General features: G+C 67.8%; 24 protein-coding genes and 1 tRNA gene. 21 read left to right on the top strand and 4 right to left on the bottom strand.

Annotated elements, in window-relative coordinates:
- Positions 1–227 precede the first annotated feature (227 nt).
- The 7 genes from V5F84_RS17545 (at position 228) to V5F84_RS17515 (ending at position 3,459) form a co-directional block, all read left to right on the top strand.
- Positions 228–301 (top strand) — tRNA-Gln (locus V5F84_RS17545).
- Positions 302–1,217: 916 nt separating this feature from the next.
- On the top strand, positions 1,218–1,520 hold the full coding sequence (locus V5F84_RS17540; RefSeq protein ID WP_394041403.1) for a hypothetical protein: 303 nt from the start codon (positions 1,218–1,220) through the stop codon (positions 1,518–1,520).
- Positions 1,517–1,894 (top strand): hypothetical protein, encoded by a 378-nt coding sequence (locus V5F84_RS17535; RefSeq protein ID WP_394041402.1) that lies wholly within the window; start codon positions 1,517–1,519, stop codon positions 1,892–1,894. Before V5F84_RS17540 ends, V5F84_RS17535 begins: the two co-directional genes overlap by 4 nt.
- A complete protein-coding gene (locus V5F84_RS17530) occupies positions 1,830–2,093 on the top strand; it encodes a MipA/OmpV family protein (protein WP_394041401.1) in 264 nt (87 codons plus the stop codon). Before V5F84_RS17535 ends, V5F84_RS17530 begins: the two co-directional genes overlap by 65 nt.
- Positions 2,094–2,175: 82 nt before the next feature.
- The gene (locus V5F84_RS17525; RefSeq protein ID WP_394041400.1) at positions 2,176–2,547 is read left to right on the top strand and encodes a hypothetical protein; all 372 of its coding nucleotides are present in this window, start codon (positions 2,176–2,178) and stop codon (positions 2,545–2,547) included.
- 94 nt (positions 2,548–2,641) lie between these two features.
- Positions 2,642–3,040, top strand: a complete 399-nt coding sequence (locus V5F84_RS17520) for a response regulator (protein WP_394041399.1) — start codon at positions 2,642–2,644, stop codon at positions 3,038–3,040.
- Positions 3,041–3,048: 8 nt separating this feature from the next.
- Positions 3,049–3,459, top strand: coding sequence for a response regulator (locus tag V5F84_RS17515; RefSeq protein WP_394041398.1), 411 nt, complete (start codon positions 3,049–3,051; stop codon positions 3,457–3,459).
- An 18-nt stretch (positions 3,460–3,477) separates the two neighbouring features.
- On the opposite strand, the gene V5F84_RS17510 is transcribed toward V5F84_RS17515, so the two are convergent.
- Positions 3,478–4,191 (bottom strand): outer membrane protein, encoded by a 714-nt coding sequence (locus V5F84_RS17510; RefSeq protein WP_394041397.1) that lies wholly within the window; start codon positions 4,189–4,191, stop codon positions 3,478–3,480.
- Between the two features lie 143 nt (positions 4,192–4,334).
- Positions 4,335–5,678 (bottom strand): phosphoglucosamine mutase, encoded by a 1,344-nt coding sequence (glmM, locus tag V5F84_RS17505; protein ID WP_394041396.1) that lies wholly within the window; start codon positions 5,676–5,678, stop codon positions 4,335–4,337.
- Between the two features lie 300 nt (positions 5,679–5,978).
- Here glmM and V5F84_RS17500 point away from each other — a divergent pair, with 300 nt between their 5' ends.
- The 4 genes from V5F84_RS17500 to V5F84_RS17485 all read left to right on the top strand — a co-directional run bounded on the left by V5F84_RS17500 (position 5,979) and on the right by V5F84_RS17485 (position 9,527).
- The gene (locus V5F84_RS17500) at positions 5,979–6,980 is read left to right on the top strand and encodes an adenosine kinase (RefSeq protein WP_394041395.1); all 1,002 of its coding nucleotides are present in this window, start codon (positions 5,979–5,981) and stop codon (positions 6,978–6,980) included.
- A complete protein-coding gene (locus tag V5F84_RS17495; protein WP_394041394.1) occupies positions 6,977–8,269 on the top strand; it encodes an ATP-dependent DNA helicase in 1,293 nt (430 codons plus the stop codon). Before V5F84_RS17500 ends, V5F84_RS17495 begins: the two co-directional genes overlap by 4 nt.
- A 135-nt stretch (positions 8,270–8,404) precedes the next feature.
- A complete protein-coding gene (locus tag V5F84_RS17490) occupies positions 8,405–8,689 on the top strand; it encodes a hypothetical protein (RefSeq protein WP_394041393.1) in 285 nt (94 codons plus the stop codon).
- 49 nt (positions 8,690–8,738) lie between these two features.
- Positions 8,739–9,527: a DUF1217 domain-containing protein gene (locus V5F84_RS17485; protein WP_394041392.1), complete on the top strand. Its 789-nt coding sequence runs from the start codon at positions 8,739–8,741 to the stop codon at positions 9,525–9,527.
- A 286-nt stretch (positions 9,528–9,813) separates the two neighbouring features.
- Here the strand turns inward: V5F84_RS17485 and V5F84_RS17480 are convergent, their stop codons facing one another.
- A complete protein-coding gene (locus V5F84_RS17480) occupies positions 9,814–11,004 on the bottom strand; it encodes an acetyl-CoA C-acyltransferase (protein WP_394041391.1) in 1,191 nt (396 codons plus the stop codon).
- Between the two features lie 14 nt (positions 11,005–11,018).
- On the bottom strand, positions 11,019–11,786 hold the full coding sequence (locus V5F84_RS17475; RefSeq protein ID WP_394041390.1) for a 3-hydroxyacyl-CoA dehydrogenase: 768 nt from the start codon (positions 11,784–11,786) through the stop codon (positions 11,019–11,021).
- Positions 11,787–12,006: 220 nt separating this feature from the next.
- Here V5F84_RS17475 and V5F84_RS17470 point away from each other — a divergent pair, with 220 nt between their 5' ends.
- From V5F84_RS17470 to V5F84_RS17425, 10 genes are all read left to right on the top strand, one after another.
- Positions 12,007–13,062, top strand: coding sequence for an AraC family transcriptional regulator (locus tag V5F84_RS17470; RefSeq protein WP_394041389.1), 1,056 nt, complete (start codon positions 12,007–12,009; stop codon positions 13,060–13,062).
- 179 nt (positions 13,063–13,241) lie between these two features.
- Complete coding sequence (locus V5F84_RS17465; RefSeq protein WP_394041388.1) at positions 13,242–15,068, top strand: alkaline phosphatase; 1,827 nt, start codon at positions 13,242–13,244, stop codon at positions 15,066–15,068.
- Between the two features lie 114 nt (positions 15,069–15,182).
- Positions 15,183–15,677 carry a hypothetical protein gene (locus V5F84_RS17460; protein WP_394041387.1) on the top strand — a complete coding sequence of 165 codons (495 nt, stop codon included), beginning with the start codon at positions 15,183–15,185 and terminating at the stop codon, positions 15,675–15,677.
- 2 nt (positions 15,678–15,679) lie between these two features.
- Positions 15,680–16,387, top strand: coding sequence for an ABC transporter ATP-binding protein (locus V5F84_RS17455; RefSeq protein WP_394041386.1), 708 nt, complete (start codon positions 15,680–15,682; stop codon positions 16,385–16,387).
- Entirely contained in the window at positions 16,384–17,631 is a 1,248-nt protein-coding gene (locus V5F84_RS17450; protein ID WP_394041385.1) for an FtsX-like permease family protein, read from the top strand. Before V5F84_RS17455 ends, V5F84_RS17450 begins: the two co-directional genes overlap by 4 nt.
- 127 nt (positions 17,632–17,758) lie before the next feature.
- Positions 17,759–18,037, top strand: a complete 279-nt coding sequence (locus V5F84_RS17445) for a con-10 family general stress protein (RefSeq protein WP_394041384.1) — start codon at positions 17,759–17,761, stop codon at positions 18,035–18,037.
- A gap of 281 nt (positions 18,038–18,318) precedes the next feature.
- Positions 18,319–19,428 carry an acyl-CoA dehydrogenase family protein gene (locus tag V5F84_RS17440; RefSeq protein ID WP_394041383.1) on the top strand — a complete coding sequence of 370 codons (1,110 nt, stop codon included), beginning with the start codon at positions 18,319–18,321 and terminating at the stop codon, positions 19,426–19,428.
- Entirely contained in the window at positions 19,425–20,225 is an 801-nt protein-coding gene (locus tag V5F84_RS17435) for an ABC transporter ATP-binding protein (RefSeq protein WP_394041382.1), read from the top strand. The genes V5F84_RS17440 and V5F84_RS17435 overlap by 4 nt, the downstream gene beginning before the upstream one ends.
- Positions 20,212–21,402, top strand: a complete 1,191-nt coding sequence (locus V5F84_RS17430) for an ABC transporter substrate-binding protein (protein ID WP_394041381.1) — start codon at positions 20,212–20,214, stop codon at positions 21,400–21,402. Before V5F84_RS17435 ends, V5F84_RS17430 begins: the two co-directional genes overlap by 14 nt.
- A 231-nt stretch (positions 21,403–21,633) precedes the next feature.
- Positions 21,634–22,473, top strand: a complete 840-nt coding sequence (locus V5F84_RS17425) for an ABC transporter permease (RefSeq protein WP_394041380.1) — start codon at positions 21,634–21,636, stop codon at positions 22,471–22,473.
- The last annotated feature ends 35 nt before the right edge of the window (positions 22,474–22,508 follow it).

The following is a 22,508-nucleotide window of genomic DNA, read 5'->3' as shown; positions in this document are numbered from 1 at the left end:
TATCGCATTGCAATATGCGGTTTTGTGCATGGCACCATTGCGCATGATGTATGCCAGCCTGTGGAGAAGTGATTTTCGCCGGCAAGCCTCTGGACCCCAGCCGGCGAATTGCGTATAGAGCGCCCTCGCCCGACGGGCTCACGCCCGCTCGAACGCAGATGTCTCTGCGGCGCAATCTCCGCTGGTCGATCCTGCTCCGCTGGTCGATCCTTCACCGGCGCGGCGATTGGGGGATAGTTCAACGGTAGAACTGCGGACTCTGACTCCGTCAATCTAGGTTCGAATCCTAGTCCCCCAGCCAAAATTTTTACTTAGATATCAAGCGAATGGGCGCTATAGGTCGCTGGCGGGGTCGCCCGTCGGCGGGCGTGTAAGCGCATTGTAATCCGCCCACCCCCGTAGAAATGGGCCCCTTCAAGCCGGGACCTCACGCCAAGTCTCCCATAGCAAGAATCATAGAGAGACCAGAGGTTCGCGTCAGAGCAGGGATGACGCCGCAGTCCCGTAGCGAAGCCTGTGAGCGATGCGCGACCGCTTGTGACGAAGGGAACAGCGCGAGATATTGGTTCCTGCAAATTGACGCGGCAAGTCGACACTTGCTCTCTCGGACATGGTCCTGCTCTCCCAAAGGATTTAAAGACGTATGCCTGATTCCGATAGTTTGCGCCCTGCCTGATTTGATAGGTCTGGCCCCGCCACACGCCGCGCATACGTCAGGCCTTCCCGCGCATTTCGTCCTTCCAGTCCATAGCCGCGGACCGCCACGGCGCCAGGCTTGGTTCGCGCTCGCCGGCTTGTGCAGGTCCTAGAGCTCGACAATCCTTCAATTGCCGCGAACTGCCTGGATGATGACGACAAGGGTAGCAATCCCGTCGATGCCCCCTCCGGTGTCCAGGAAATGGTGATCGTCAACAATCGGGCCAGCACTGTCTTGTGCCCACCAGCCAGAAGCCCGAAGCAGAGCGTGACGTTTTCGGGTTCAAGCGTGACACGGTCGCCTGATTTCGTGACATGAGAAGCTTCGAGCGTGACAATAATCGTGTCTTCCGTGACATCGCGCATCACATGGTTGTAGTCACACAACTTTCTAGAATTGCTCCTCTGCGCGCGCCAGTATGACTACGCGCGCATTTAGATAACCATTCATATGAAGAACCTCTGTTCCAAGAGGACAGTCTGTTCTTGATCCTGATGGACTGTCACAGCGGGAGGGGCGCTTGAAGGCGCCCCCTGAACCGTCGCATCAAGAGCCGCTCTCGCCTTCTTACTGTGATACCGGAACCGCGACGCGCGACCCGAACGTGCGCTTCTGCCAGCGCATCGGCCGCCGTTTTCTCCAGACCGGACAGACCGCCTATGCCTCCAAGCTGCGGTTCGGCAGCGCCTTGGAGCCGCGCGTGCATCTGGTGAAGCACCGCAATCGCGTGATCCACCGGGCGATCCGCCTCGCGGCGCCGCTCCTGTCGTTCCCGCGCTGGGATCCGGACCTGCGGCGCGAGACGGGACGGCGCGTCCCATGAAGCGCCCGGCACGCCTCGGCCCCTCCGCCTTGCTCCTCTTCGCGGCCTTTCTCGCCGCCGACACGGCGACCCAGATCGCCTTCAAGGCGAGCGCCGAGGCGATCGGCGATATTCCCCTCGGGGGCGCCTTCCTTGCGGCGGCCTGCGCCGCGCCGGCGGCGTGGATCGCGGTCGCGCTCTATGTCGCGACTTATGTGCTGTGGATGATGGTGCTCCAGGGGAGCAGCCTCAGCCGCGCGTTTCCGCTGACCGCGCTGAGCTATGTCACGGTGCCGCTGGTGGCGTGGCTGGCTGGCGGATGCCAATGCCATGCAGACCCAGTTCGGCGTCGGCGCGGCAACCGCCGCGCTCAATCCCACGCTGCCGGTCTATGAGGCGGCCGCGGGCGCGAAATCGGCCGGGCTCGCGGCCTCGGTCAGCTACGAGGTGTCGCGCGATTGGACCGCCACCCTGTTCGGCGGCTACGATCGGCTGGTCGGCTCGGCGGCGGCGAGCCCGATCACCCGGCGCCTCGACGGAACCAACCAGATCACCGTCGGCCTCGGCTTCGAACGGGCGTTCCAGTTTCCCTGAGGCCGCCGGACGGCCCTTCGCGCCGCGCCGCCCCCTTGACATTTGCGCCCCGCCGCCGACCCTCGGCGGGGTGGAGGGCGCGATGACCGATCACCGGACGGACCAGGGGCAGGATGAGGCCGCGCATCGGGTGATGAGCTGGGATCAGGTGGAGCGCGCGGCGAAGGATCTCGGCGCGGACAAGTTCCGCGTGTTCGGCGCCCACGAGGAAGAGGGCGGCGGGCAGGGGCCGACCGTGTGGTTCGGCGCCACCTTCCTCGATGCGGACGGCAACCGCGCCGAGGTGATTTCCCCGCCGTTCGAAAACATCTCGGCCATGAGTTTCATCGAGGGGTTCGACGCCGCCATCGCCCGCGCCTTCCTGGCGGATCTGGCGGAGCGGGTGCGCCGGGCGGCGGCGGTGCGCGCGTTCCGCGAAACGGCCGATGCCGGCCCCTCGGATACGGCCAATTAGGCGGCCGGACGCCGGGCGGGAATTTTCCACCTGAAGCGGAACCATTTGGAGCAGCGCCCGTTCCTTCCCCACAGGTCTCAGGGGGAACCGGCCGTTGAGCGCCATCATGGAGCATCTGCCGCAGTTGGATGACGTGCCCCGCACAATCCTGGTCGTCGAGGACGAGCCACTGGTTCGGCTGGTGATCGCGGAAGCCCTGCGCGATCAGCGTTTTCGCGTGGTGGAGGCGGCTTCGGCCGAAGAGGCGATGCTCGCGCTCGCCTCGGGCCTCGCGGTGGACCTCGTGTTCACGGATGTCCGCATGCCGGGCGCGCTCGACGGCCTGGCCTTCGCTCGCCGGCTGAGGCGCGAGCGGCCGGGCCTGCCGGTGCTGGTCACCTCCGGCCATCTCGATCGGCTGGAGAACGGCGAGACCACAGCCTTCATTTCCAAGCCCTACGTCCTCGGCGACGCGGTCGCGCGCATTGCGGCAATGCTGGAGTCCCAGTCATAGGAGAGCATATGAGCGAGGCAGGATCCCTGGTGGAAGAACGGCCGCGTGTCCTCGTCCTGGACGCGGATATCGTGGTGCGCCACGTGCTGGCCGAATATCTGCGCACCTGCGGCTATCAGGTGGCGGAGGCGGCGAGCGCGGACGAGGCGCTGGATCTGCTGGCCAATGCCGATCAGCCGTTCGACGTGATGCTGGCGGATGTCGCGGCGCCGGGCCGGCTGGTGGGCTTCGCCCTGGCGGCCTTCGTGCGGCAAAACCATCCGGGGGTGGACGTCATCCTCGCCGGCACCCCCGCCAAGGCCGCCAACGAGGCGGCCGGGCTGTGCGACGAGGGGCCCCATCTGGCGCGCCCCTACGAGCCGCAATCGGTGATCGAGCGCATCAAGCAGCTGATGGCGGCCCGCGCCCGCAATCGCTGACGGCACCCGGCCCGGGCGTCATTTCAGCGCGTAGCGCACGCCGATGCGGAACTGGTGGGCGTCGATCTCCTGCACCACGGGCGTGCTGGCCAGGGCGGAAAGGCCCGGCATGTCGATGGCGAGGTAGCGATAGCCGAGATCGAGGCTCAGGCCGGGCGTGATGGCCCAGCTCACCCCGGCCGCGAGTTCCCAGGTGAACCGCCAGTCCTGGGTGTGGATGCCGCCCACGGCCAGGAACGGGTCGCGCTCCAGCGACACGATGCCGAAGCCGAGGCCGCCGCCCACGTATGGCGTCAGCCCGTTCCAGGTGGCGATGTCCCAATAGGCGCTGGCGAGCGCTGTGGTGGCGGAGACCTGCACCCCGCCGCCGCTGGCCGCGGCGTTGAACGGCGCCAGGTAATCCATGGTGAAATCGGTGCGCAGCCACGGCAGCAGGCGATAGCCGATGCCGCCGCCGAGGGTCCAGGCATCGCCCTCGCTGCTCACGGGAAATGCCAGGGCCCCTGTTCGGGTGGCGGCGGAGGTGAAGGCATAGCCCGTGTCGGCGCGGAAGTACCAGCCGGAGGGCGCATCGTCCTCCACCTCGGGGGCGTTCAGCGTGAAGTCGCCGGCCTTGCCGAGGAAGCCGGGCGGCAAATCGGCCGCCAGGCTCGCCGAGGTCTGGCTCGCGGAGGCCAAGAGCAGCATCGCGAGGGCGAGAAAAGCGGGGCGGGGCGAGGGCAGGGGCATCATGGCGAGGATCCGAACGGGGGCGGGAGGTTTCCGTCCCGCGCCGTCAGACCTTGCCAGCAGATGCTTAAATGCCCGTTAACCCTAACAAATCGCTTTTCTCGCCGGCCGCGCCGGCCGCGCGCGGCGGTGGGCCGGCCGCGGCCTCAGGCGGCGACGCGCTTCAGGGCGTCGATCACCTCGTCCACCACGGTCTCCACGAGGTCCCGGTCGTCGCCTTCGCCCATGACGCGGATCACCGGCTCGGTGCCCGAGGGGCGAATCAGCAGCCGGCCGTGATTGGCGAGGCGCCGCTCGGCATCGGCGATGGCGACCTGGACCTTCTCATTCTCCAGCGGCGCGCCGGACTGGTAGCGCACATTCTTGAGAATCTGCGGCAGCGGCTCGAAGCGGTGGCAGATCTCCGAGGCCGGCCGTTCCTTGCCGGCGACCACCGCCAGCACCTGGAGCGCCGCCACCAGCCCGTCGCCGGTGGTGGAATAATCCGACAGGATGATATGGCCGGACTGCTCTCCGCCGACGTTATAGCCGTCCGACAGCATGCGTTCGAGCACGTAGCGGTCGCCCACGGAGGTCCGGGCGAGGCTGAGGCCGATATCCGCCAGATGCCGCTCAAGCCCGAGATTGGACATCACCGTCGCCACGATGCCGTTGCGCGAGAGGCGGCCGTCGGCCTTGAAGCTCTCGGCCACCACGGCCATGATCTGGTCGCCGTCGATGACATGGCCCTTCTCGTCCACCATCAGCACGCGATCCGCATCGCCGTCGAGGGCGATGCCGATGTCGGCGCGCACTTCGCGCACCTTGGCGGAAAGGGCGGCGGGCGAGGTGGAGCCCACGTCGCGGTTGATGTTCATGCCGTCCGGCTCGGCGCCGATGGCGATCACGTCCGCGCCCAATTCCCACAGCGCCTCGGGCGCCACGCGATAGGCGGCGCCATGGGCGCAATCCACCACCACCCGCAGGCCCTCGAACGACTGGCCGCGCGGCAGGGTGCGCTTGGCATATTCGATATAGCGCGCATGCACGCCCTCCAGCCGCTTGGCGCGGCCGATCTCGGTGGGCTTGGCGAGCTTGCGCGACATGTCGCCGTCGATCAGCTCCTCGATGTCCAGCTCGATGGCGTCGGAGAGCTTGAAGCCGTCGGGGCCGAACAGCTTGATGCCGTTGTCGTCGAACAGATTGTGCGAGGCCGAGATCATCACCCCGAGGTCGGCGCGCATGGAGCGGGTGAGCATGCCCACCGCCGGGGTCGGCATGGGACCCAGCAGCAGCACGTCGAGGCCGACCGAGGTGAAGCCCGCCACCAGCGCGTTCTCGATCATATAGCCGGACAGGCGCGTGTCCTTGCCGATCACCACCCGGTGGCGATGCTCGCCGCGGCGGAAGGTCAGCCCCGCCGCCATGCCGACCCTGAGGGCGAGATCCGCCGTCAGATTGGCATTGGCGCGACCGCGCACCCCGTCCGTGCCGAAATACTTGCGTGCCATCTATCGGACCCCCGCACCCCTGGATCTGTGACGGTGTGCCGCCCGGGAGCGAAGGAGAAACGGCGGGGGTCCGCGCTTCGTCCGTTCCAAGCCAGGCACCAAACCAATTCGCGCAGCAATTGCGGCCATGTAGCATGGCCGGGCTTTACCGCGGGTCAATTTTTGTGAGCGCAGGTGACAATCCCCGCCTCAACCGCCGGAAACCGGGCCGCGCCCGCCAAACCCGCGACTTGCGATTGCCCGATCCGGGGCGCGGGTGCTACCGCTGGGACCCGTGTCTTCTCCTGGAGTGTCCCGCCCGTGCCTGCACCGACCCTCGATGTGCTCACCATCGGCAATGCGATCGTCGACGTCATCGCCCGCGCCGAGGAGGATTTCCTCCTGGCCCAGGCGATGCCCAAGGGCTCCATGACGCTGATCGACGAGGCGCGCGCCGAATCGCTCTACGGCGCGATGGGGCCGGGCGTCGAGGTGTCCGGCGGCTCGGCGGCCAATACGGCGGCGGGCGTCGCCTCGTTCGGCGCGCGCGCCGGCTTCGTCGGGCTGGTGCGCCAGGACGGGCTCGGCACCGTGTTCGCCCACGACATCCGCGCCGCCGGCGTCGCCTATGCCACCCCCGCCGCCGACGAGGGCCCGGCCACCGCGCGCTGCCTGATCCTGGTGACGCCGGACGGCGAGCGCACCATGAACACCTATCTCGGCGCGGCGCAGAACCTCACCTCCGCGCAGATCGACGAAGCCGTGGTGGCGAGCGCCGGCATCACCTATCTGGAAGGCTATCTGTGGGACCCGCCGGCGGCGAAGCAGGCGTTCCTGAAGGCCGCCGAGATCGCCCATGGCGCCGGCCGCCAGGTGGCGCTCAGCCTGTCGGATGCGTTCTGCGTCGATCGCTATCGCGCCGAATTCCTCGATCTGCTGCGCACCGGCGTGGTGGACCTCGTATTCTGCAACGAGGCCGAGGTGAAGTCGCTTTATGAGACCGCCGAGGTGGATGCGGCGCTGGTGCAATTGCGCCGCGACGCGCGCCAGGCGGTGGTGACGCGCAGCGAGAAGGGCGCGGTGTTCCTCACCGCCGACGCCACCGTCACGGTGCCCGCCCATCCGGTGGCCGAGGTGGTGGACACCACCGGCGCGGGGGACCTGTTCGCGGCCGGTTTCCTGTTCGGCCATGCCACCGGGCGCGATCCGGCAACCGCGCTGCGCCTCGGCGCGCTGGCGGCGAGCGAGGTCATCTCCCATCTCGGCGCCCGGCCGCAGAAGGATCTGATCGCGCTGGCGCAAGAGGGCGGCCTGCTGAAGTGAGCGAACTCGTCGCGCAGGAAGACGGCGCCACCCGCGCGCTGCGCCAGATCGACGGCGGGGCGCGCACCTTGCTGGTGCTCGGCGGCGCCGGCACGGGCAAGACCACCTTCCTGCACGAATTGCGCAAGATGCCCCGGGGGCGCCAGGTGTTCCTGGCCCCCACCGGGGTCGCCGCCCTGCAATTGGGCGGGCAGACCATCCATTCCTTCTTCGGCATCCCCCCGCGCATCCTCAATCCCGACGAGGTGAAGCCGCGCGTGCAGGTGCGCCGCCTGCTGAAGAAGCTGGACCGCGTCATCATCGACGAAATCTCCATGGTGCGCGCCGACCTGCTGGACACGGTGGACCGGGCGCTGCGCATCTCGCGCGACAATTCCGAGCCGTTCGGCGGCGTTCAGATGGTGCTGGTGGGCGATTTCCTGCAATTACCCCCGGTGGTGCCGCTGGCCGAGCAGGACATGCTCTCCCGCATGGGCTACGAGGGCCCGTTCGCCTTCCACGCCAAGGCGCTGGCGGAGCAGGAGCTGGCCCGCGCGCCGTTCCTCACAGTGCATCGCCAGAGCGACCGGGCGTTCATCTCCCATCTGGCGAACCTGCGCCGGGGCGAGCGCATGCGCGAGACGCTGGAGGCGATCAACGCCGCCTGCGTGCGGCCGCACCGGCCGGGCGCGCAGCCGGTGCTTCTCACCCCCACCAATGCGCGGGCGGATGCCTATAACCAGCGCGGCCTCGCCAATCTAGCGGGGGAGGCGCGCGAGTTCGCCGGCGTGCTGAAGGGCGAATTCGGCCTGGAGGGCGACCGCCTGCCGGTGCCGGAACGCCTCGTGCTCAAGCCCGGCGCGCGGGTCATGACGCTGCGCAATGATCCCGCCCGGCGCTGGGTGAACGGCTCGGTCGGCACGGTGGTCGGCATCGGCGCGCACAGCGCCATGGTGCGGCTCGACAGCGGGCCCACGGTGGAGATCGAGAGCTTCACCTGGGAGCGCATCCGCTACGGCTGGGACGAGCCCTCCGGCCGCATCGACGTGCAGGTGGTCGGCGCCTATACCCAGCTTCCGCTGGTGCCCGCCTGGGCCATGACCATGCACAAGGCGCAGGGCCTGACCCTGGAAGACGTGCGCATCGATTTCGACAATGGCGCGTTCGCCGCCGGCCAGGCCTATGTGGCGCTCTCGCGCGCCCGCTCACTGGAAGGCATGTCGCTGGTGCGCGAGATCCGCCCCTCGGACATCCGGGTGGACCGGCGGGTCGCCGCCTTCATGGCGGCGTTCGAGGCGGGCGAGATGTAGCGGTTCGCCCGCGCGCACGGGGCGGCGCAAGCCCCGCGCAAGCTTCATGCGCAAGGCTCGGCTTACCGTTCCAAAACCGGCGTGGCCCCGATCGAAGGCGTGGCGCGGACCGGGAGGCAGCGGCGAGGTGATGCCATGACCACGATTTCCAGCTTGGGATCCGAACACGCGGTCCAGGATGTCGCCAAGGTGCGGCGCGTCGCGCTTCAGGCCGTCGAGGCTTCGGTGATCGCGGGCAATATTCCCGATGCCCAGCGCATCCTCGCGCGAATGGCCGAGGAGATGCGCACCGCCGCCAGCGCCCCGAGCGTTCCGGCCCCCGCCGCCCCTGCGCCCGTGGATACCAATCCCTACCGGCCGGTGATGAAGGCGGATCTGTCCGAGGTCGGCACGGCCACCCATTCCACCGGCGGGAAATAGTCGCCCCGCCCGCGCCGCGTCGGCCCCCGCCGCCCGTCAGGACATTGCCATGACCATCGACCTCGGTTCCACCTTCGCGACCTATCGCTATCTGGCGAAGGACATGAGCGCGACCCTCAAGGCGCAGGCGAAGGACCCGCAGGTGGCGCGCGAGACCGCTTATTTCCAGGCCAATATCGCCAAGGTGAAGACCGCCGACGACCTGATCAACAATTATCGCCTGTTCAATTATGCCATGACCGCCTATGGCCTCTCCGACATGACCTATGCCAAGGGCTTCATGCGCAAGGTGCTGGACAGCGACCTTTCCGACAAGAACAGCTTCGCCAACAAGCTGAACGATCAGCGCTTCACCCAGTTCGCCAAGATGTTCGCCTTCAAGACCTTGGTCGCCGCCACCACCTCCACCCAGGCGCTCCAGCAGACGGTGATGGCGAAATATACCCAGCAATCCCTGGAGGACACGGCGGGGCAGAGCGACCAGGGGGTTCAGCTCGCGCTCTATTTCAAGCGCGTGGCGCCGACCATCACCTCGGCCTACGGGCTGCTCGGCGATACCGCCCTGTGGCAGGTGTGCAAGACCGTATTCGGCTTCCCCGACGCCATGGCGAACGCGGACATCACCCAGCAGGCCACCATGGTCAAGTCGCGCCTCAACGTCGCCGATCTGAAGGACCCGGCGAAGGTGGACAAGCTGCTCCAGCGCTTCTCCGTGATGTGGGACGTGACGAACAACACGGCCTCGAACCCGGTTCTGGCGCTGTTCGATTCCGGCGCCAGCCAATCGGTCAGCAGCGAGACCAGCGCCGGCCTGCTGAACCTCAAATACGGCGGCTAGAGCCGGGGCGCCGGCCCCGGTGTCGTGTCTTTCGGGCCCGTGCCGAAATTGCACGCGGACATGCGGCGGAAATCGCGCCTTCATCCGCCGATGAGGCGTGGAAAGGCGCGGAGATGCCTCATTAAACCGATGTTCGTCTGCGCTAAGCTATTGTTTCACGTGAAACATTTTGCGCCGCGCCGGGCGCTTCCAGGGACATCGCCGGGGAAGGACCCCGGCGCGCCCGCGCAATCCGCAGGGCGAAAAACCGTGCGCACACAAGCCGCACGGCCCACCCCGCCGCGGTTCAGGACAGGCGCTCCACCGCCATGGCGGTCGCTTCCCCGCCGCCGATGCACAGCGAGGCGATGCCGCGCTTGAGATCGTATTTCTCCAGCGCCGCCAGCAAGGTCACCAGCACCCGCGCGCCCGAGGCGCCGATGGGATGGCCGAGCGCGCAGGCGCCGCCGTGGACGTTCACCTTCTCATGGGGCAGGGCAAGGTCGTGCATGGCCGCCATGGCCACCACCGCGAACGCCTCGTTCACCTCGAACAGGTCCACATCCTCCAGGTCCCAGCCGGTGCGCGCGCTCAGGGACCGGATGGCGCCGATGGGAGCGGTGGGGAACAGGTTCGGCGCCTGGGCATGGGTGGCATGGCCGCGAATGGCGGCGCGCGGGGTGAGGCCGCGCTTCTCCGCCTGCGACAGGCGCATCATGACCAGGGCCGCGGCCCCGTCCGAGATGGAGGAGGAATTCGCCGCCGTCACCGTGCCGCCCTCGCGGAACGCAGGCTTCAGGGTCGGGATCTTCTCCATCTTGGCCTTGGGGGGCTGCTCGTCCTCGCTCACCACCCGCTCGGCCTTGCCGGACTTGACGGTGACCGGAACGATCTCCCCGGTGAAGCTGCCGTTCGCGATCGCCTTCTGGGCGCGCTCCAGGGAGGCGATGGCGAAATCATCCTGCGCCTTGCGGGTGAACTGGAACGCCTCCGCGCAATCCTCGGCGAAGGTGCCCATGAGGCGGCCCTTGTCATAGGCGTCCTCCAGCCCGTCGAGGAACATGTGGTCCAGCACCTTGCCATGGCCCATGCGATAGCCGGACCGGGCGCGATCCAGCAGATAGGGGGCGTTGGTCATGCTCTCCATGCCGCCCGCCACCGCCACGTCGGCGCTGCCCGCGTGGAGCAGATCATGGGCGAACATGGCCGCCTTCATGCCGGAGCCGCACATCTTGTTCACGGTGGTCGCCCCGGCGGAGAGCGGCAGGCCGGCGCCGATGGCGGCCTGGCGCGCCGGCGCCTGGCCGAGGCCGGCGGGAAGGACGCAGCCGAACACCACTTCCTGCACCGCCTCGGGTGCAAGGCCGGCGCGCTCCAGCGCCGCGCCGATGGCGGCCGCGCCCAGCTGCGGCGCGGTCATGTCCTTGAGATCGCCCTGGAAACCGCCCATGGGCGTGCGAGCGGCGGAAACGATGACGATGGGGTCGTGGGTGCTCATGGTGTCGTGCTCCCTCAGCGCGGCGGCATCCGCAAGGCGCCGTCCAGGCGAATGACTTCGCCGTTCAGCATGGTGTTTTCGCAAATGTGCTGGACCAGGGCCGCATATTCGGGCGGCCGCCCGAGGCGGGAGGGGAAGGGCACGCTTTTGCCGAGCGCGTCCTGGATCTCCTGCGACATCCCCGCCATCATCGGGGTCTCGAAAATGCCCGGCGCGATGGTCACGACCCGGATGCCGAGCCGCGCCAGTTCGCGGGCGATGGGCAAGGTGAGGCCGATCACCCCGGCCTTGGAGGCGGCGTAGGCCGCTTGTCCGATCTGCCCGTCATAGGCGGCGATGGAGGCGGTGTTGACGATCACCCCGCGCTCGCCATCGGCCTGCGGCGCCTCCTTGGCAATCGCATCCGCCGCAAGGCGGATCATGTTGAAGGTGCCGATGAGGTTGATGTTCACCGCGCGGGCGAAGCTGTCCAGCCGGTGCGGGCCCTCGCGCCCCACCACCTTCTCGCCCGGCGCGATGCCGGCGCAGTTCACGAGCCCGTGGAGATGGCCGAACGCTTCCAGCGCCAGGGCCACCGCCGCCCGCGCGTCGGCCTCTTGCGTCACGTCGGTGCGGGCGAAGCGGGCGCTTGCGCCCAGCTCCCGCGCCACCGCCTCGCCGGCCTCCGCATTGATGTCGGCGATCACCACCCTGGCCCCGCCGGCGACCAGATGGCCCGCCACGGCCGCGCCGAGACCGGAGCCGGCGCCGGTGATGAGAAAGACTTTGTCCTTGATCTGCATGGTCCTGCTTCCGCCCGGCTGCGCGCCTCTCGGGTGACGGCACAGGGCGAGCCGGCACGCCCGCGCCCGGCGCCGGAGCGCTCGGAAAGGGGGGCGAACCCGTGGCGTTCTCCCTGCACCGCGTCCTTATTGTCCTGCACGATCGTGCTGCGCGGCGTTTCGATGGTGCGACTTAACGCCGGGATGATATGGCAATCCATGCCCGCCTCGGCATAAAATGATGATCGGTTTTGCAACGAGGGCGGCCGTGCCGGGATCGGTTTCGCAAAATGACGCCGGCCGACGCATGATTTCGCCGGGCTTTGTGGAGGATGCGCTGGTCTGCGTGCGGGCGCGCGGTGCTTCCGTTGCGCCCTTGCTCGCCGCAGCCGACCTTCCAGCCACGGTACGCGAGCCGGTCTCCGCCGAGCAATATGGCGTGCTGTGGCGCGAGATCGCGCTGGCCCTGGACGACGAATTCCTCGGCCTCGGCCTGCGCCCCCTGCGGCCGGGGAGCTTCACCTTGCTGTGCCAATGCGTGCTGCATACCGCCAGCCTGGAACAGGCCCTGCGGCGCACCCTGCGCTTCCTGAATGTGATGCTGGAGGAGCCGGCGGGCGAATTGACGATCCGGGACGGACAGGCGCAGATCGTGCTGCACGAGCGCGGGCCGGCGCGCTCCGCCTTCGCCTATCGCACCTATTGGATCATTCTTCACGGCATCGCCTGCTGGCTGGTGGGGCGGCGGATTTCCCTGCGGCTGGTGGATTTTCGCTGCGGCGAGCCGGACCGTGGCGCGGAATACCGCCAGTTCTTCGGCGCGCCGGTCGCCTTCGGCCAGAGTGTCAGCCGGCTCGCCTTCGACGCGGAATTCCTGCGCCTGCCGGTGATCCGCGAGGAAAAGGCGCTGAAGGAATTTCTCCAGCGCGCGCCGGCCAACATCCTGGTGCGCTATCGCCATGATGCCGGGCTCGCGGCCGGAGTGCGCCGTCGCTTGCGCGCATTCGCGCCGGCCCAGTGGCCGCGCTTCGAGGATCTGGCGCGGCAGATGCGGCTGCCCGCCTCCACCCTGCGCCGGCGCCTGCGGGAGGAGGGACAGAGCTATCAGGCCATCAAGGATGAGATCCGCCGCGACAGCGCCATGGCCCTGCTCGCCGAAGGGACCCGCCCGGTGGCGGAGATCGCCGAAGCCCTGGGGTTTGCCGAGCCGAGCGCCTTTCACCGCGCCTTCCGCAAATGGACGGCGCTCAGCCCCGCCGCTTTCCGCAGAAGTCGGGCCGGCGGCGGGGGCCTCTGATCTGGCAGTATATTTTCCAATTCGGCGGTGCTGCGACATGCCGCGCAAGTCTTCGCGTCACCTTCATCTGCGTGACATGCGCAGGCGCCAATAATCCCCCCGCCGGAAGCGGCATCGGAATTCTGCGCGTGATACGAAGTATCACTTATGCGCATCCACCTGGCGGGGGCGACCATCACATGAAACCGAATTGGCTTGCGATTCTCGCGCTGGCGATCGCTCCGGGCGTCGCCGTGCTGCCCGCCGCCGCCTGGGCGCAGAGCGGCGAAACCCGTTACAAGGACGTCAGCAAGACCAACGCGCAGATCTATCCCATCGATCGCGCGGCGCTGCTTTCCGGCAGCGTGTTCGACTTTAAGGTCGAACTGCCCATGGTGACCAAGCTGGAAGACGTGAAAATCCTCGTCAATGGCGAGGACTACAAGAGCGTGTTCGGCAAGGCGCCGACCTTCATCGAGAAGGAAAATGGCGACGGCGCGTCCTCGGTCGTCATCAAGGGCGTGTCGCTGAAAAGCCCCGGAACCTACAAGATCGAAGCCGCGGTGGGCGATTTCCGCGAGAGCGTGACCTGGGAGGTGTTCGGCACCCCCGCCACCGCCAAGGCGAAGAACGTCATCTTCCTGCTGGGCGACGGCATGGCCGTTTCCATGCGCACCGCCGCGCGGATCATGTCGCTGGGCAATACCCAGGGCAAGGCCAACGGCAAGCTGAACATGGACCATCTGCCGGCGATGGCCTTCATCGGCACCTCCTCGACCGACTCGATCGCCGCCGACAGCGCCAACACCATGTCCGCCTTCATGACCGGCCAGAAGAGCGCCGTGAACGCGCTCGGCGTCTATGCCAGCCGCGCCAAGGGTTCGCTGGACCAGCCGCACCAGGAAACCATCGCCGAGGCGATCCGCCGCAAGGCGCCGGGCAAGGCGATCGGCGTCGTGTCCAATGCCGAGATCGAGGATGCCACTCCGGCCGCCGTGGTGTCCCACACCCGTCGCCGCGCCGACAAGGCGGAGATCGTCGGCATGTTCTTCGACGTGAAGCCCGACGTCATCCTCGGCGGCGGCTCGGCCTATTTCCTGCCGAAGACCACGCCCGGCTCCAAGCGCAAGGACGACATCGACTATATCGCCAAGTTCCGCGATGCCGGCTACGGCTTCGCCTCCACCAAGGAGGAACTGGCCGCGGCCGCCCAGGGCAACAATTCCGGCAAGCTGCTCGGCCTGTTCCATACCGGCAACATGGACGGCACGCTGGACCAGAAGTTCCTCAAGAAGGGCACGGTCGACAAATTCCCCAACCAGCCCGACGTGCCGGACATGATGGTCGCCGCGCTGGACGTGCTCTCCAAGAATCCGGACGGCTTCTTCCTGATGGTGGAAGGCGCCGAGATCGACAAGAACGAGCATCCGCTGGACTGGGAGCGCGCGGTGTTCGAGACCATCACCTTCGACAAGGCGGTCGGAATCGCGCGCGACTTCGCCAAGACCCATCCCGACACGCTCATCATCGTGACCGCCGACCACACCCACGGCGCCTCGCTGATCGGCACCATCGACGACAACAAGCCCGGGACCGAAATGCGCGAAAAGGTCGGCACCTATCAGGACGCCGGCTTCCCCAATTATGAGGACAAGGACGGGGACGGCTATCCGGACCGGGTCGATGTCTCCCGCCGCCTCGCCATCTTCGCCAATAATTTCCCGGATTATTACGAGACCTTCCGTCCCAAGCTCGACGGCCAGAACGTGCCGGCGGTGAAGAACGAGAAGGGCGAGTATGTGGCCAACGAGGCCTATAAGAACGTGCCCGGCGCCGTGCTGCGCATCGGCAATATTCCCAAGAGCGAGGACACCGCCGTCCATGCCGTGGACGATGTTGTGCTCCAGGCCCAGGGGCCGGGCTCGGAAAACATCCATGGCTACATGGAGAACACCGAGATCTTCCGTGTGATCGCGGAGGCCATGGCCCTGGGCGAGGCCCAGCAGCGCGCCGACGCCGCCAAATAAGACGCGGGCAGGCCCGTAGGGGAACCCAGACCCTCGGCGCGGCACGACCGCCGCCGAGGCCGGGGCCGGGAGGGATCGCCCCTCCCGGCCTTCGGCATTGCAGGACGCATTGGCATGACCCAGTTCATTTCGCCTCCCTCGCCCGCACGGCGCCGCCTGCTGCGGCTGCTTGCCGGTGCCGCGGCCGCAGGGGGCGCGACCCTTGCCTGCGTGACCTTTCCCGGCACGCGGGCGCTCGCGGGCGAAGTGCTGGATTTCGACGAGCTTTACGCCAAGATTACGGTGCTGGGGCTCGAATTCTCCGAAAAGGTGAGGCAGGCCAAGGGCAAGGCGGTGACCATGCGGGGCTATATGGCGCCGCCGCTGAAGGCCGAGGCGAAATTCTTCGTCCTCACCAAGATCCCCATGTCCATCTGTCCCTTCTGTTCGTCCGACTCCGACTGGCCGGACGATATCGTCGTCGTCTATCTGCGCGACCGGCAGACCTTCGTTCAATATAACGCGCCGATCGAGGTGTCCGGCACGCTGGACGTCGGCTCCTGGATCGATCCCGAGACCGGGTTCGTCAGCCAATTGCGCCTGAACAACGCCCGCTTCCAGCCGGTGTGACCATGCCGGACCTTTCCCTGGACGCGGTTCGCGTCTCCTTTCCCGGCCTCGCGGCGCCCGCGCTGGACATTCCGGCCTTGCACGTTGCCGCCGGTACCCGCCTGGCGGTGACCGGGCCGTCGGGCGCGGGCAAGACCACATTGATCAATCTCATCGTGGGGCTCACCCGTCCCGACAGCGGCCGCGTCGCATGGGGCGAGACCGATCTCGCCAGCCTCGGCGAAGGCCGCAGAGACCGTTTCCGTGCTGCCCATGTGGGCCTCGTCATGCAGAATTTCCATCTGTTCCCCGGCCTCAGCGCTCTGGAGAACGTGCTTCTTCCCGCCCGGTTCTGGAGCCTGCGGCTCGACCCGGCGCTGAAGGCGCGCGCGCTCGGCTTGCTGGAACGGGTCGGCGTGCGCCGGCCCCGGCAGAAGGTCGAAACCCTCTCGCGCGGGGAAATGCAGCGGGTCGCGGTGGCGCGCGCGGTGCTGATGGCCCCCGACGTGCTGGTGGCGGACGAACCCACGGCGAGCCTCGATGCCGAAGCGGGCGATGCGGTGGCGCGCCTGCTGTGCGCGCTCGCACAGGAGCAGCACGCGACCTTGATCGTGGTGACGCACGATGCCCGCCTGGTGGCGCGGATGTCGCGGCATCTCACCTTGGTGGATGGGCGCATCGTCGCGGATGTGCCCGTGCCCGCGAATGGTTCGGCGGAGGCGGCGGAATGATTCCGCTCGGTTTCATCCTCGCGGATCTGCGCCGCTTGTGGCTGGGCGCGCTCGCGATCGTGCTGCTGATCGCGCTCGCCACCGCCCTCGGCATTGCGGTGCAATTGCAGGAGCGCGCGCTTCGCCTGGGCTCGGCGCGTGCAGCCGACCGGTTCGACATCGTGGTCGGGGCGGCCGGGAGCGAGACGCAGCTCGTTCTTTCCGCCGTGTTCCTGCAAGCGGCACCCTTGCCGCTCATGGACGGGAGCGTGCTGAAGGCGCTCGCGGAGGACCCGCGCGTCGCTTATGCCGCGCCGGTGGGCTTTGGCGACAGTTTCGAGGGCCTGCCGATCGTCGGCACCATCGCCGCCTTCGCGCTGGAGGCGGGCGGCGGCGCCCTGAGCGAGGGGCAGGTGTTCGGCGCGCTGGACGAGGCAGTTGTGGGCGCGCGCGTGCCGCTGGGCCTCGGTGGCATCGTGAAGCCGATGCACGGCCTGCCGGGGGAGGGCGGGCACACCCATTCGCAGATCGCCTATCGCGTCGTGGGCCGCATGGCGCCGACGGGCACGCCGTGGGATCGCGCGATTCTCGTGCCGGTCGAGGCGGTCTGGCGCCTGCACGGGATGGGCGACGATCATGCCTGGCCGCGCCGGGTGGAAGGAGAAGCCGAGCATTCCCATGGCGCTGGCGAGGCTTCCGGCCATCTCGGTTCACCCTGGCCGCAGGCGACACCGGGGGTGCCGGCCGTGATCGTGAAGGCGCGGACGATCGCCGATGCCTATCGTCTGCGCGCGCAATATCGCAAGCCGCCGACGCTCGCCGTGTTCCCCGCCGAAGTGCTGGTGCGGCTTTACGGAACCCTCGGGGATGCGCGGCTTCTGCTGGGCGGCATCGCGCTCGGGGCACAGGCGCTGGTGATCGTCGCGGTGATGCTGGTGAGCGCGGTTCACCTCGCCCAGCGGCGCGCACAGATCGCCGCGTTGCGGGCCCTCGGCGCGCCCCGGCGGGCCATCTTCACCCTGGTCTGGAGCGAAGTCATGTCCCTGGTGGCCGCGGGGGCGATCCTTGGCGCGGGGCTCGGCTTCCTTGCCGCCCGGCTGGTGGCGGCGCAGCTCACGCGCCAGAGCGGAATCGTTCTGCCGGTTGAGTTTGCCGCCGATGATCTGGCGTTCCTCGCCCTGTTGCTCCTGGTCGCGGCCCTCGCCGCCGTGGTGCCGGCGGTGATGGCCTATCGCCAGCCCGCGACCATCGGACTTTCGGCCTGAAGCGCGGCTGGCGCGTCGCGGAAACGCACACGGCGGACCACCGCCCGGGTGATTTTTGCCGGAACAGGAGTCCAGGCAGGGCGTTGAATTACGGGGCTGAGAATTGGCATAGCAACAGGAGAGAACCATGGCCAACGATATGCGTGGCGGTTCGGGAAACTTCGCCAATGATCCTCAGAAGGCTTCGGAAGCAGGCAAGAAGGGCGGGCAGAACAGCCCTGGCAACTTCGCCAACAATCCGCAGCGTGCCGCAGAAGCCGGGCAGAAGGGCGGTGAGCACCGCCAGCAGAGCCAGTCCGGCGGCGGTTCGGACGGTCGCCAGCAGGGCGATCATCACCGCAGCGGCAATTTCGCCGACGATCCCAAGCGCGCGTCCGAGGCTGGACACAAGGGCGGCTCGCGCTGACCTGAATTGATCGCCATGTGAGGCCCGCCCGTGAAGGGCGGGCTTTTTCATTTTGATCCGGCCTTTCAATGGCTTCGGCGGAAAACTTAACGCTCTGTTAAAAACAGATATTTGATGTCAAATACGCCTCAATCCGGTCATCTTGCGTGATATCGGCTTCCGTCATATCCCTGTCGCTCCGCACCCTCCATCCCCTATGGTGAGATGGGGTATTCGCGGGCCGCCCCAGCTTCGGCATGATGGGACGCGGACAGGTTGAACGAAGCGGAAAGACTTCTGCCATGTCACACGGTGCAGGCACGCGCGCATCCTCTTTCTTCGCTTGGCTGGACACCGCCGCCGAGGACCTGGACACGGGACGCGCCGACAAGGCGCAACTGCTTCCCGCGCTCGCCGCCTCGGGCGTCGCTGGCGCCGGGGTTCCGCAGGCCCTGGGCGGCGGCGGCGGTTCCGTGGCGGACGGCGTGCGCGCCATCGCCGAGGTGTCCGCTTCTTCGCTTGCCGCCGGCTTCGTGCTCTGGGGCCATCGCACCTATATCGAATATCTGCTTCAGAGCCCCAATGGGGCCCTGCGCGAACGGCTGATCGGGCCGCTGCTGGCGGGCGAGGTGGCGGGCGCCACCGGGCTTTCCAACGCCATGAAGTTTCTCGCCGGCCTGGAGGGACTCCAGGTGAGCGCGTGCAAGACGGATGCGGGCGTTTCACTTGACGGCAAGCTGCCCTGGGTCACGAACCTGCGGCCGGAGGGCTTCCATGTGGCCGTCGCCGTCGCCTCCGAAGCGGGAGGCGCACCGTTCGTTGCCAGCCTCGCCTCGCATGCCGCAGGGCTGGAGCGCTCCGCCGACCTGGATCTGATCGCGCTGCTCGGCACCAACACCGCCGCCGTGACGCTGGCGAATGTCGCCATCACCGATGCCGACATTATTCATCCCGATGCCCGTGGCTGGCTTCCAAGGGTGCGCCCGGCCTTTCTGGGGCTTCAGATCGGCATGTCGATCGGCCTCGCGCGCCGGTCGCTGAAGGAGACCGGCGACCATATCGCCGATGCCGGCCGCCATGTGCTGAGCGGATCGATCGCCGAACTCTCCGCCGCCGTCGATGCGCAGGAGAACGCCCTGTTCGAGGGGCTCGCGAGCGGCGCCTTCGCGGAGAAGGCCGCGCCATTGTTCAAGATCCGCATCGCCCTTGCCGAACTGGCCAATGCCGCGGTGGGGCTGGAATTGCAGGCCAGCGGCGGCCGTGCCTATCTCTCCGGACCGGGACGCGACTTCGCCCGCCGCTGGCGCGAGGCCGCCTTCCTGCCGGTCATCACCCCGAGCCTGGTGCAGCTCAAGGCGGCGCTCGCCGACCATGCTGCGACGGCGCCGGCGGGGAGCGGGCAGGCGGCATGAGCACGCTCGCGCCCGTTCTCCAGGCCCGCGGCATTGTCCTGCGCTATCCCGGCGCCGCGCAGAACGTGCTGTCGAGCTTCGATCTCGCGCTTGCGCCGGGCGAGGTGGTGACGATCCTCGGCCCGAGCGGGGTCGGCAAATCCAGCCTGCTGCGCGTGCTCGGCGGGCTCCAGGCACCGACCTCCGGCACCGTGCTGATGGACGGGGCGCCGCTCCGCGGTGTGCATCCCCGGGTCGCCGTGGCGTTCCAGGACCCGAGCTTGCTGCCCTGGCTGACGCTGGAGAAGAACGTCGCGTTCGGGCTCGACTTCAAGCACCAGCCGCAATTATCCCGCGCCGAGCGGGGCGCGCGGGTGGACGAGGCCATCGCCGAGGTGGGGCTTTCCCATGCCCGGCGCCAGCATCCCGCCGCGCTGTCCGGCGGCATGGCGCAGCGCGCGGCCCTCGCCCGCTGCCTTGCCCGCAGGCCCAAGGTGCTGCTGCTCGACGAGCCGTTCGGCGCGCTCGACGAAGTGACCCGCGCCGAGATGCAGACCCTGCTTTTGAAGGTGGTGGCGGACACCGGCACCGCCGCCGTGCTCATCACCCATGACATCGACGAGGCCCTGTTGCTGTCCGACCGCATCGTTCTGCTCGGCGGCGCGCCGGCCCGGCAGATCGGTCAATGGACGCTCTCCCTGCCGTTCCCCCGCGACGATGCGGTGGAAGAACTCGGCACCTTGCGCATCGAAATCCTCACGACCCTCCGCAACGCGGTTCGCCGCCAGAATTCGGACGTCAGCCATGCCCACGCATGATTATTTCTCCCGTCGCGACATCATGAAGCTTTCGGCGTTGCTCACCGCCTCGGGCGCGCTGCCGCTGCTGAACGCCTATCAGGCGCGCGCCCAGGAAGTCGACGCGCCGGTGCGCATCGGTTATCTGCCGATCACCGATGCCACCCCCCTGCTGGTGGCGCACGCGAACGGCTATTTCGACGCCGAAGGCATCAAGGCGGAAAAGCCGGTGTTGCTGCGCTCCTGGGCGCAGATCGTGGAGGCCTTCATCTCCGGCCAGGTGAATGTGGTTCACCTGCTCTCGCCGATCACCGTGTGGGCGCGCTTCGGCTCCAAGGCGCCGGCCAAGGTGGTGGCCTGGAACCACATGGCCGGTTCCGGCCTCACCGTGCTGCCCGAGATCAATTCGGTGAAGGATCTCGGCGGCAAGACGGTGGCGATCCCGTTCTGGTATTCGATCCACAATGTGGTGCTCCAGGCCTTGCTGAAGGAAAACGGCCTCACTCCGGTCACCAAGCGCACCGGCGCGCCCGAGGCCAATGAGGTGAACCTCGTCATCATGGCCCCGTCGGACATGGTGCCGGCGCTCGCCACCAAGCAGGTGGCCGGCTATATCGTCGCCGAGCCGTTCAATGCGGCGGCGGAGTTGCAGGGCATCGGCAAGGTGCTGCGCTTCACCGGCGATGTGTGGAAAGACCACGCCTGCTGCGTCGTGTTCATGCACGAACGCGACCTGAACGAGCGGCCCGAATGGTCGCAGAAGGTGGTCAACGCCATGGTGAAGGCGCAGGTCTGGACCCGCGAGCACCGCGCCGAAACCGCCTTCCTGCTCTCCAAGGACGGACCGAACAAATATACCCCGCACACACAGGCGGTGCTGAACAAGGTGCTCGCGCCCGCGCCCGGCGACGAAGCGGCCTATGTGGCCTCCGGCGCCATCCGCCACCCCGACTGGCGGGAGAATCGCATCGATTTCCAGCCCTATCCCTATGCCAGCTACACGGAAGAACTGGTGCGGCGCCTGAAGGGCACGCTGATCGAGGGCGATCATGCGTTCCTCGACACGCTGGACCCGGCCTTTGCGGCCAAGGATCTGGTGGACGACCGGTTCGTGAAGAAGGCGGTGCTGGCCGCCGGCGGGCTGAAGGCCTTCGGCGTGCCCGACAGCTTCGAGCGCCAGGAAGTGATCGTCGTGTGAGGCGGGCAGGGGCGGGTTCTCCGCCCCTGCGTTCCGCCTGCGGCGGCCCCCTCCCTGACCCTCCCCCGCGAGCGGGAGAGGGGACGCTGCCGGAAAGGCGGAAACAATGAATCCTCCCCGACACCACAGGCTCCCTCTCCCGCTCGCGGGGGAGGGGTGGGGAGGGGGAAAGCAATCTTCTCGCCGAACGAACATGCCACGTCAAAGACCTTCCCGAAGCAGAAACACCTTATGACGAGTCATCACGACACCTCCCCGGCCACGTTCCCCGAGCCCGCCAAGGCACAGGCGGCGCCCGTGCGGGCGAAGGGCGGCAGCTCGTTCGCGGCGCGCCTGTCGCTCGGCCTCGGCGGGTTGGCAGTGGTCTTCGTGCTGTGGTGGATCGGCACCGACGTGCTGGCGCAGAAGGGGTCTTTCCTCGCCCGCTTCTCGCCCCTTACGGCGGTGCCGGCGCTGTTCGACCTGCTGGCCCATTCCGACCTGCCGCTGCATGTGATGATGAGCTTGCAGCGGATCTTCGTCGGCCTCGCCTTCGCCTTGCTGATCGGCGTGCCGCTCGGGCTCGCGGTGGGCAGTTTCCAGGTGGTGGAGGCGGCGACCAGCCCGGCGTTCCAGTTCCTGCGCATGATCTCGCCGCTGTCGTGGATGCCGATCGCGGTGATGGTGTTCGGGGTCGGCGACAAGCCGATCTATTTCCTGCTCACCTTCGCCGCCGTGTGGCCGATCCTGCTGAGCACGGCCGCGGGTGTGCGGGCGCTCGATCCGCGCTGGCTCCAGCTTTCGCGCAGCCTTGCCGCGACCCCGCTGGAGACCCTGTGGCGCGTTGTGGTGCCGGGCGTGCTCGGCCATGTGCTGACCGGCGTGCGGCTCGCCATCGGCATCTTGTGGATCGTCCTCGTGCCGTGCGAAATGCTCGGCGTGTCCGCCGGGCTCGGCTATTTCATCCTCGATACGCGCGACCGGCTTGCCTATTCCGAACTGATGGCGACCGTGCTGCTGATCGGCATTCTTGGCTTCGCGCTCGATAGCTTCGCGCGCGCGCTCTACCGGATCTGGGCGCCGGCAGGCTGAGGCTTCCGCCTCCGTCGGGCCGGACCTCCATGGCG

Origin of the sequence: Roseixanthobacter liquoris, assembly GCF_043195135.2 — a bacterium.
Taxonomy (GTDB): domain Bacteria; phylum Pseudomonadota; class Alphaproteobacteria; order Rhizobiales; family Xanthobacteraceae; genus NCEH01.
This window is presented reverse-complemented; position numbering and strand designations above follow the sequence as displayed.

Coding starts and splice junctions, on each gene's coding strand:
- V5F84_RS17510 (WP_394041397.1), bottom strand. CDS start 4,191: ATGATGCCCCTGCCCTCGCCCCGCCCCGCTTTTCTCGCCCTCGCGATG.
- V5F84_RS17530 (WP_394041401.1), top strand. CDS start 1,830: ATGCAGACCCAGTTCGGCGTCGGCGCGGCAACCGCCGCGCTCAATCCC.
- V5F84_RS17455 (WP_394041386.1), top strand. CDS start 15,680: ATGCCGGACCTTTCCCTGGACGCGGTTCGCGTCTCCTTTCCCGGCCTC.
- V5F84_RS17435 (WP_394041382.1), top strand. CDS start 19,425: ATGAGCACGCTCGCGCCCGTTCTCCAGGCCCGCGGCATTGTCCTGCGC.
- V5F84_RS17425 (WP_394041380.1), top strand. CDS start 21,634: ATGACGAGTCATCACGACACCTCCCCGGCCACGTTCCCCGAGCCCGCC.
- V5F84_RS17430 (WP_394041381.1), top strand. CDS start 20,212: ATGCCCACGCATGATTATTTCTCCCGTCGCGACATCATGAAGCTTTCG.
- V5F84_RS17470 (WP_394041389.1), top strand. CDS start 12,007: ATGATCGGTTTTGCAACGAGGGCGGCCGTGCCGGGATCGGTTTCGCAA.
- V5F84_RS17450 (WP_394041385.1), top strand. CDS start 16,384: ATGATTCCGCTCGGTTTCATCCTCGCGGATCTGCGCCGCTTGTGGCTG.
- V5F84_RS17440 (WP_394041383.1), top strand. CDS start 18,319: ATGTCACACGGTGCAGGCACGCGCGCATCCTCTTTCTTCGCTTGGCTG.
- V5F84_RS17480 (WP_394041391.1), bottom strand. CDS start 11,004: ATGAGCACCCACGACCCCATCGTCATCGTTTCCGCCGCTCGCACGCCC.
- V5F84_RS17535 (WP_394041402.1), top strand. CDS start 1,517: ATGAAGCGCCCGGCACGCCTCGGCCCCTCCGCCTTGCTCCTCTTCGCG.
- V5F84_RS17525 (WP_394041400.1), top strand. CDS start 2,176: ATGACCGATCACCGGACGGACCAGGGGCAGGATGAGGCCGCGCATCGG.
- V5F84_RS17465 (WP_394041388.1), top strand. CDS start 13,242: ATGAAACCGAATTGGCTTGCGATTCTCGCGCTGGCGATCGCTCCGGGC.
- V5F84_RS17515 (WP_394041398.1), top strand. CDS start 3,049: ATGAGCGAGGCAGGATCCCTGGTGGAAGAACGGCCGCGTGTCCTCGTC.
- V5F84_RS17445 (WP_394041384.1), top strand. CDS start 17,759: ATGGCCAACGATATGCGTGGCGGTTCGGGAAACTTCGCCAATGATCCT.
- V5F84_RS17485 (WP_394041392.1), top strand. CDS start 8,739: ATGACCATCGACCTCGGTTCCACCTTCGCGACCTATCGCTATCTGGCG.
- V5F84_RS17475 (WP_394041390.1), bottom strand. CDS start 11,786: ATGCAGATCAAGGACAAAGTCTTTCTCATCACCGGCGCCGGCTCCGGT.
- V5F84_RS17460 (WP_394041387.1), top strand. CDS start 15,183: ATGACCCAGTTCATTTCGCCTCCCTCGCCCGCACGGCGCCGCCTGCTG.
- V5F84_RS17490 (WP_394041393.1), top strand. CDS start 8,405: ATGACCACGATTTCCAGCTTGGGATCCGAACACGCGGTCCAGGATGTC.
- glmM (WP_394041396.1), bottom strand. CDS start 5,678: ATGGCACGCAAGTATTTCGGCACGGACGGGGTGCGCGGTCGCGCCAAT.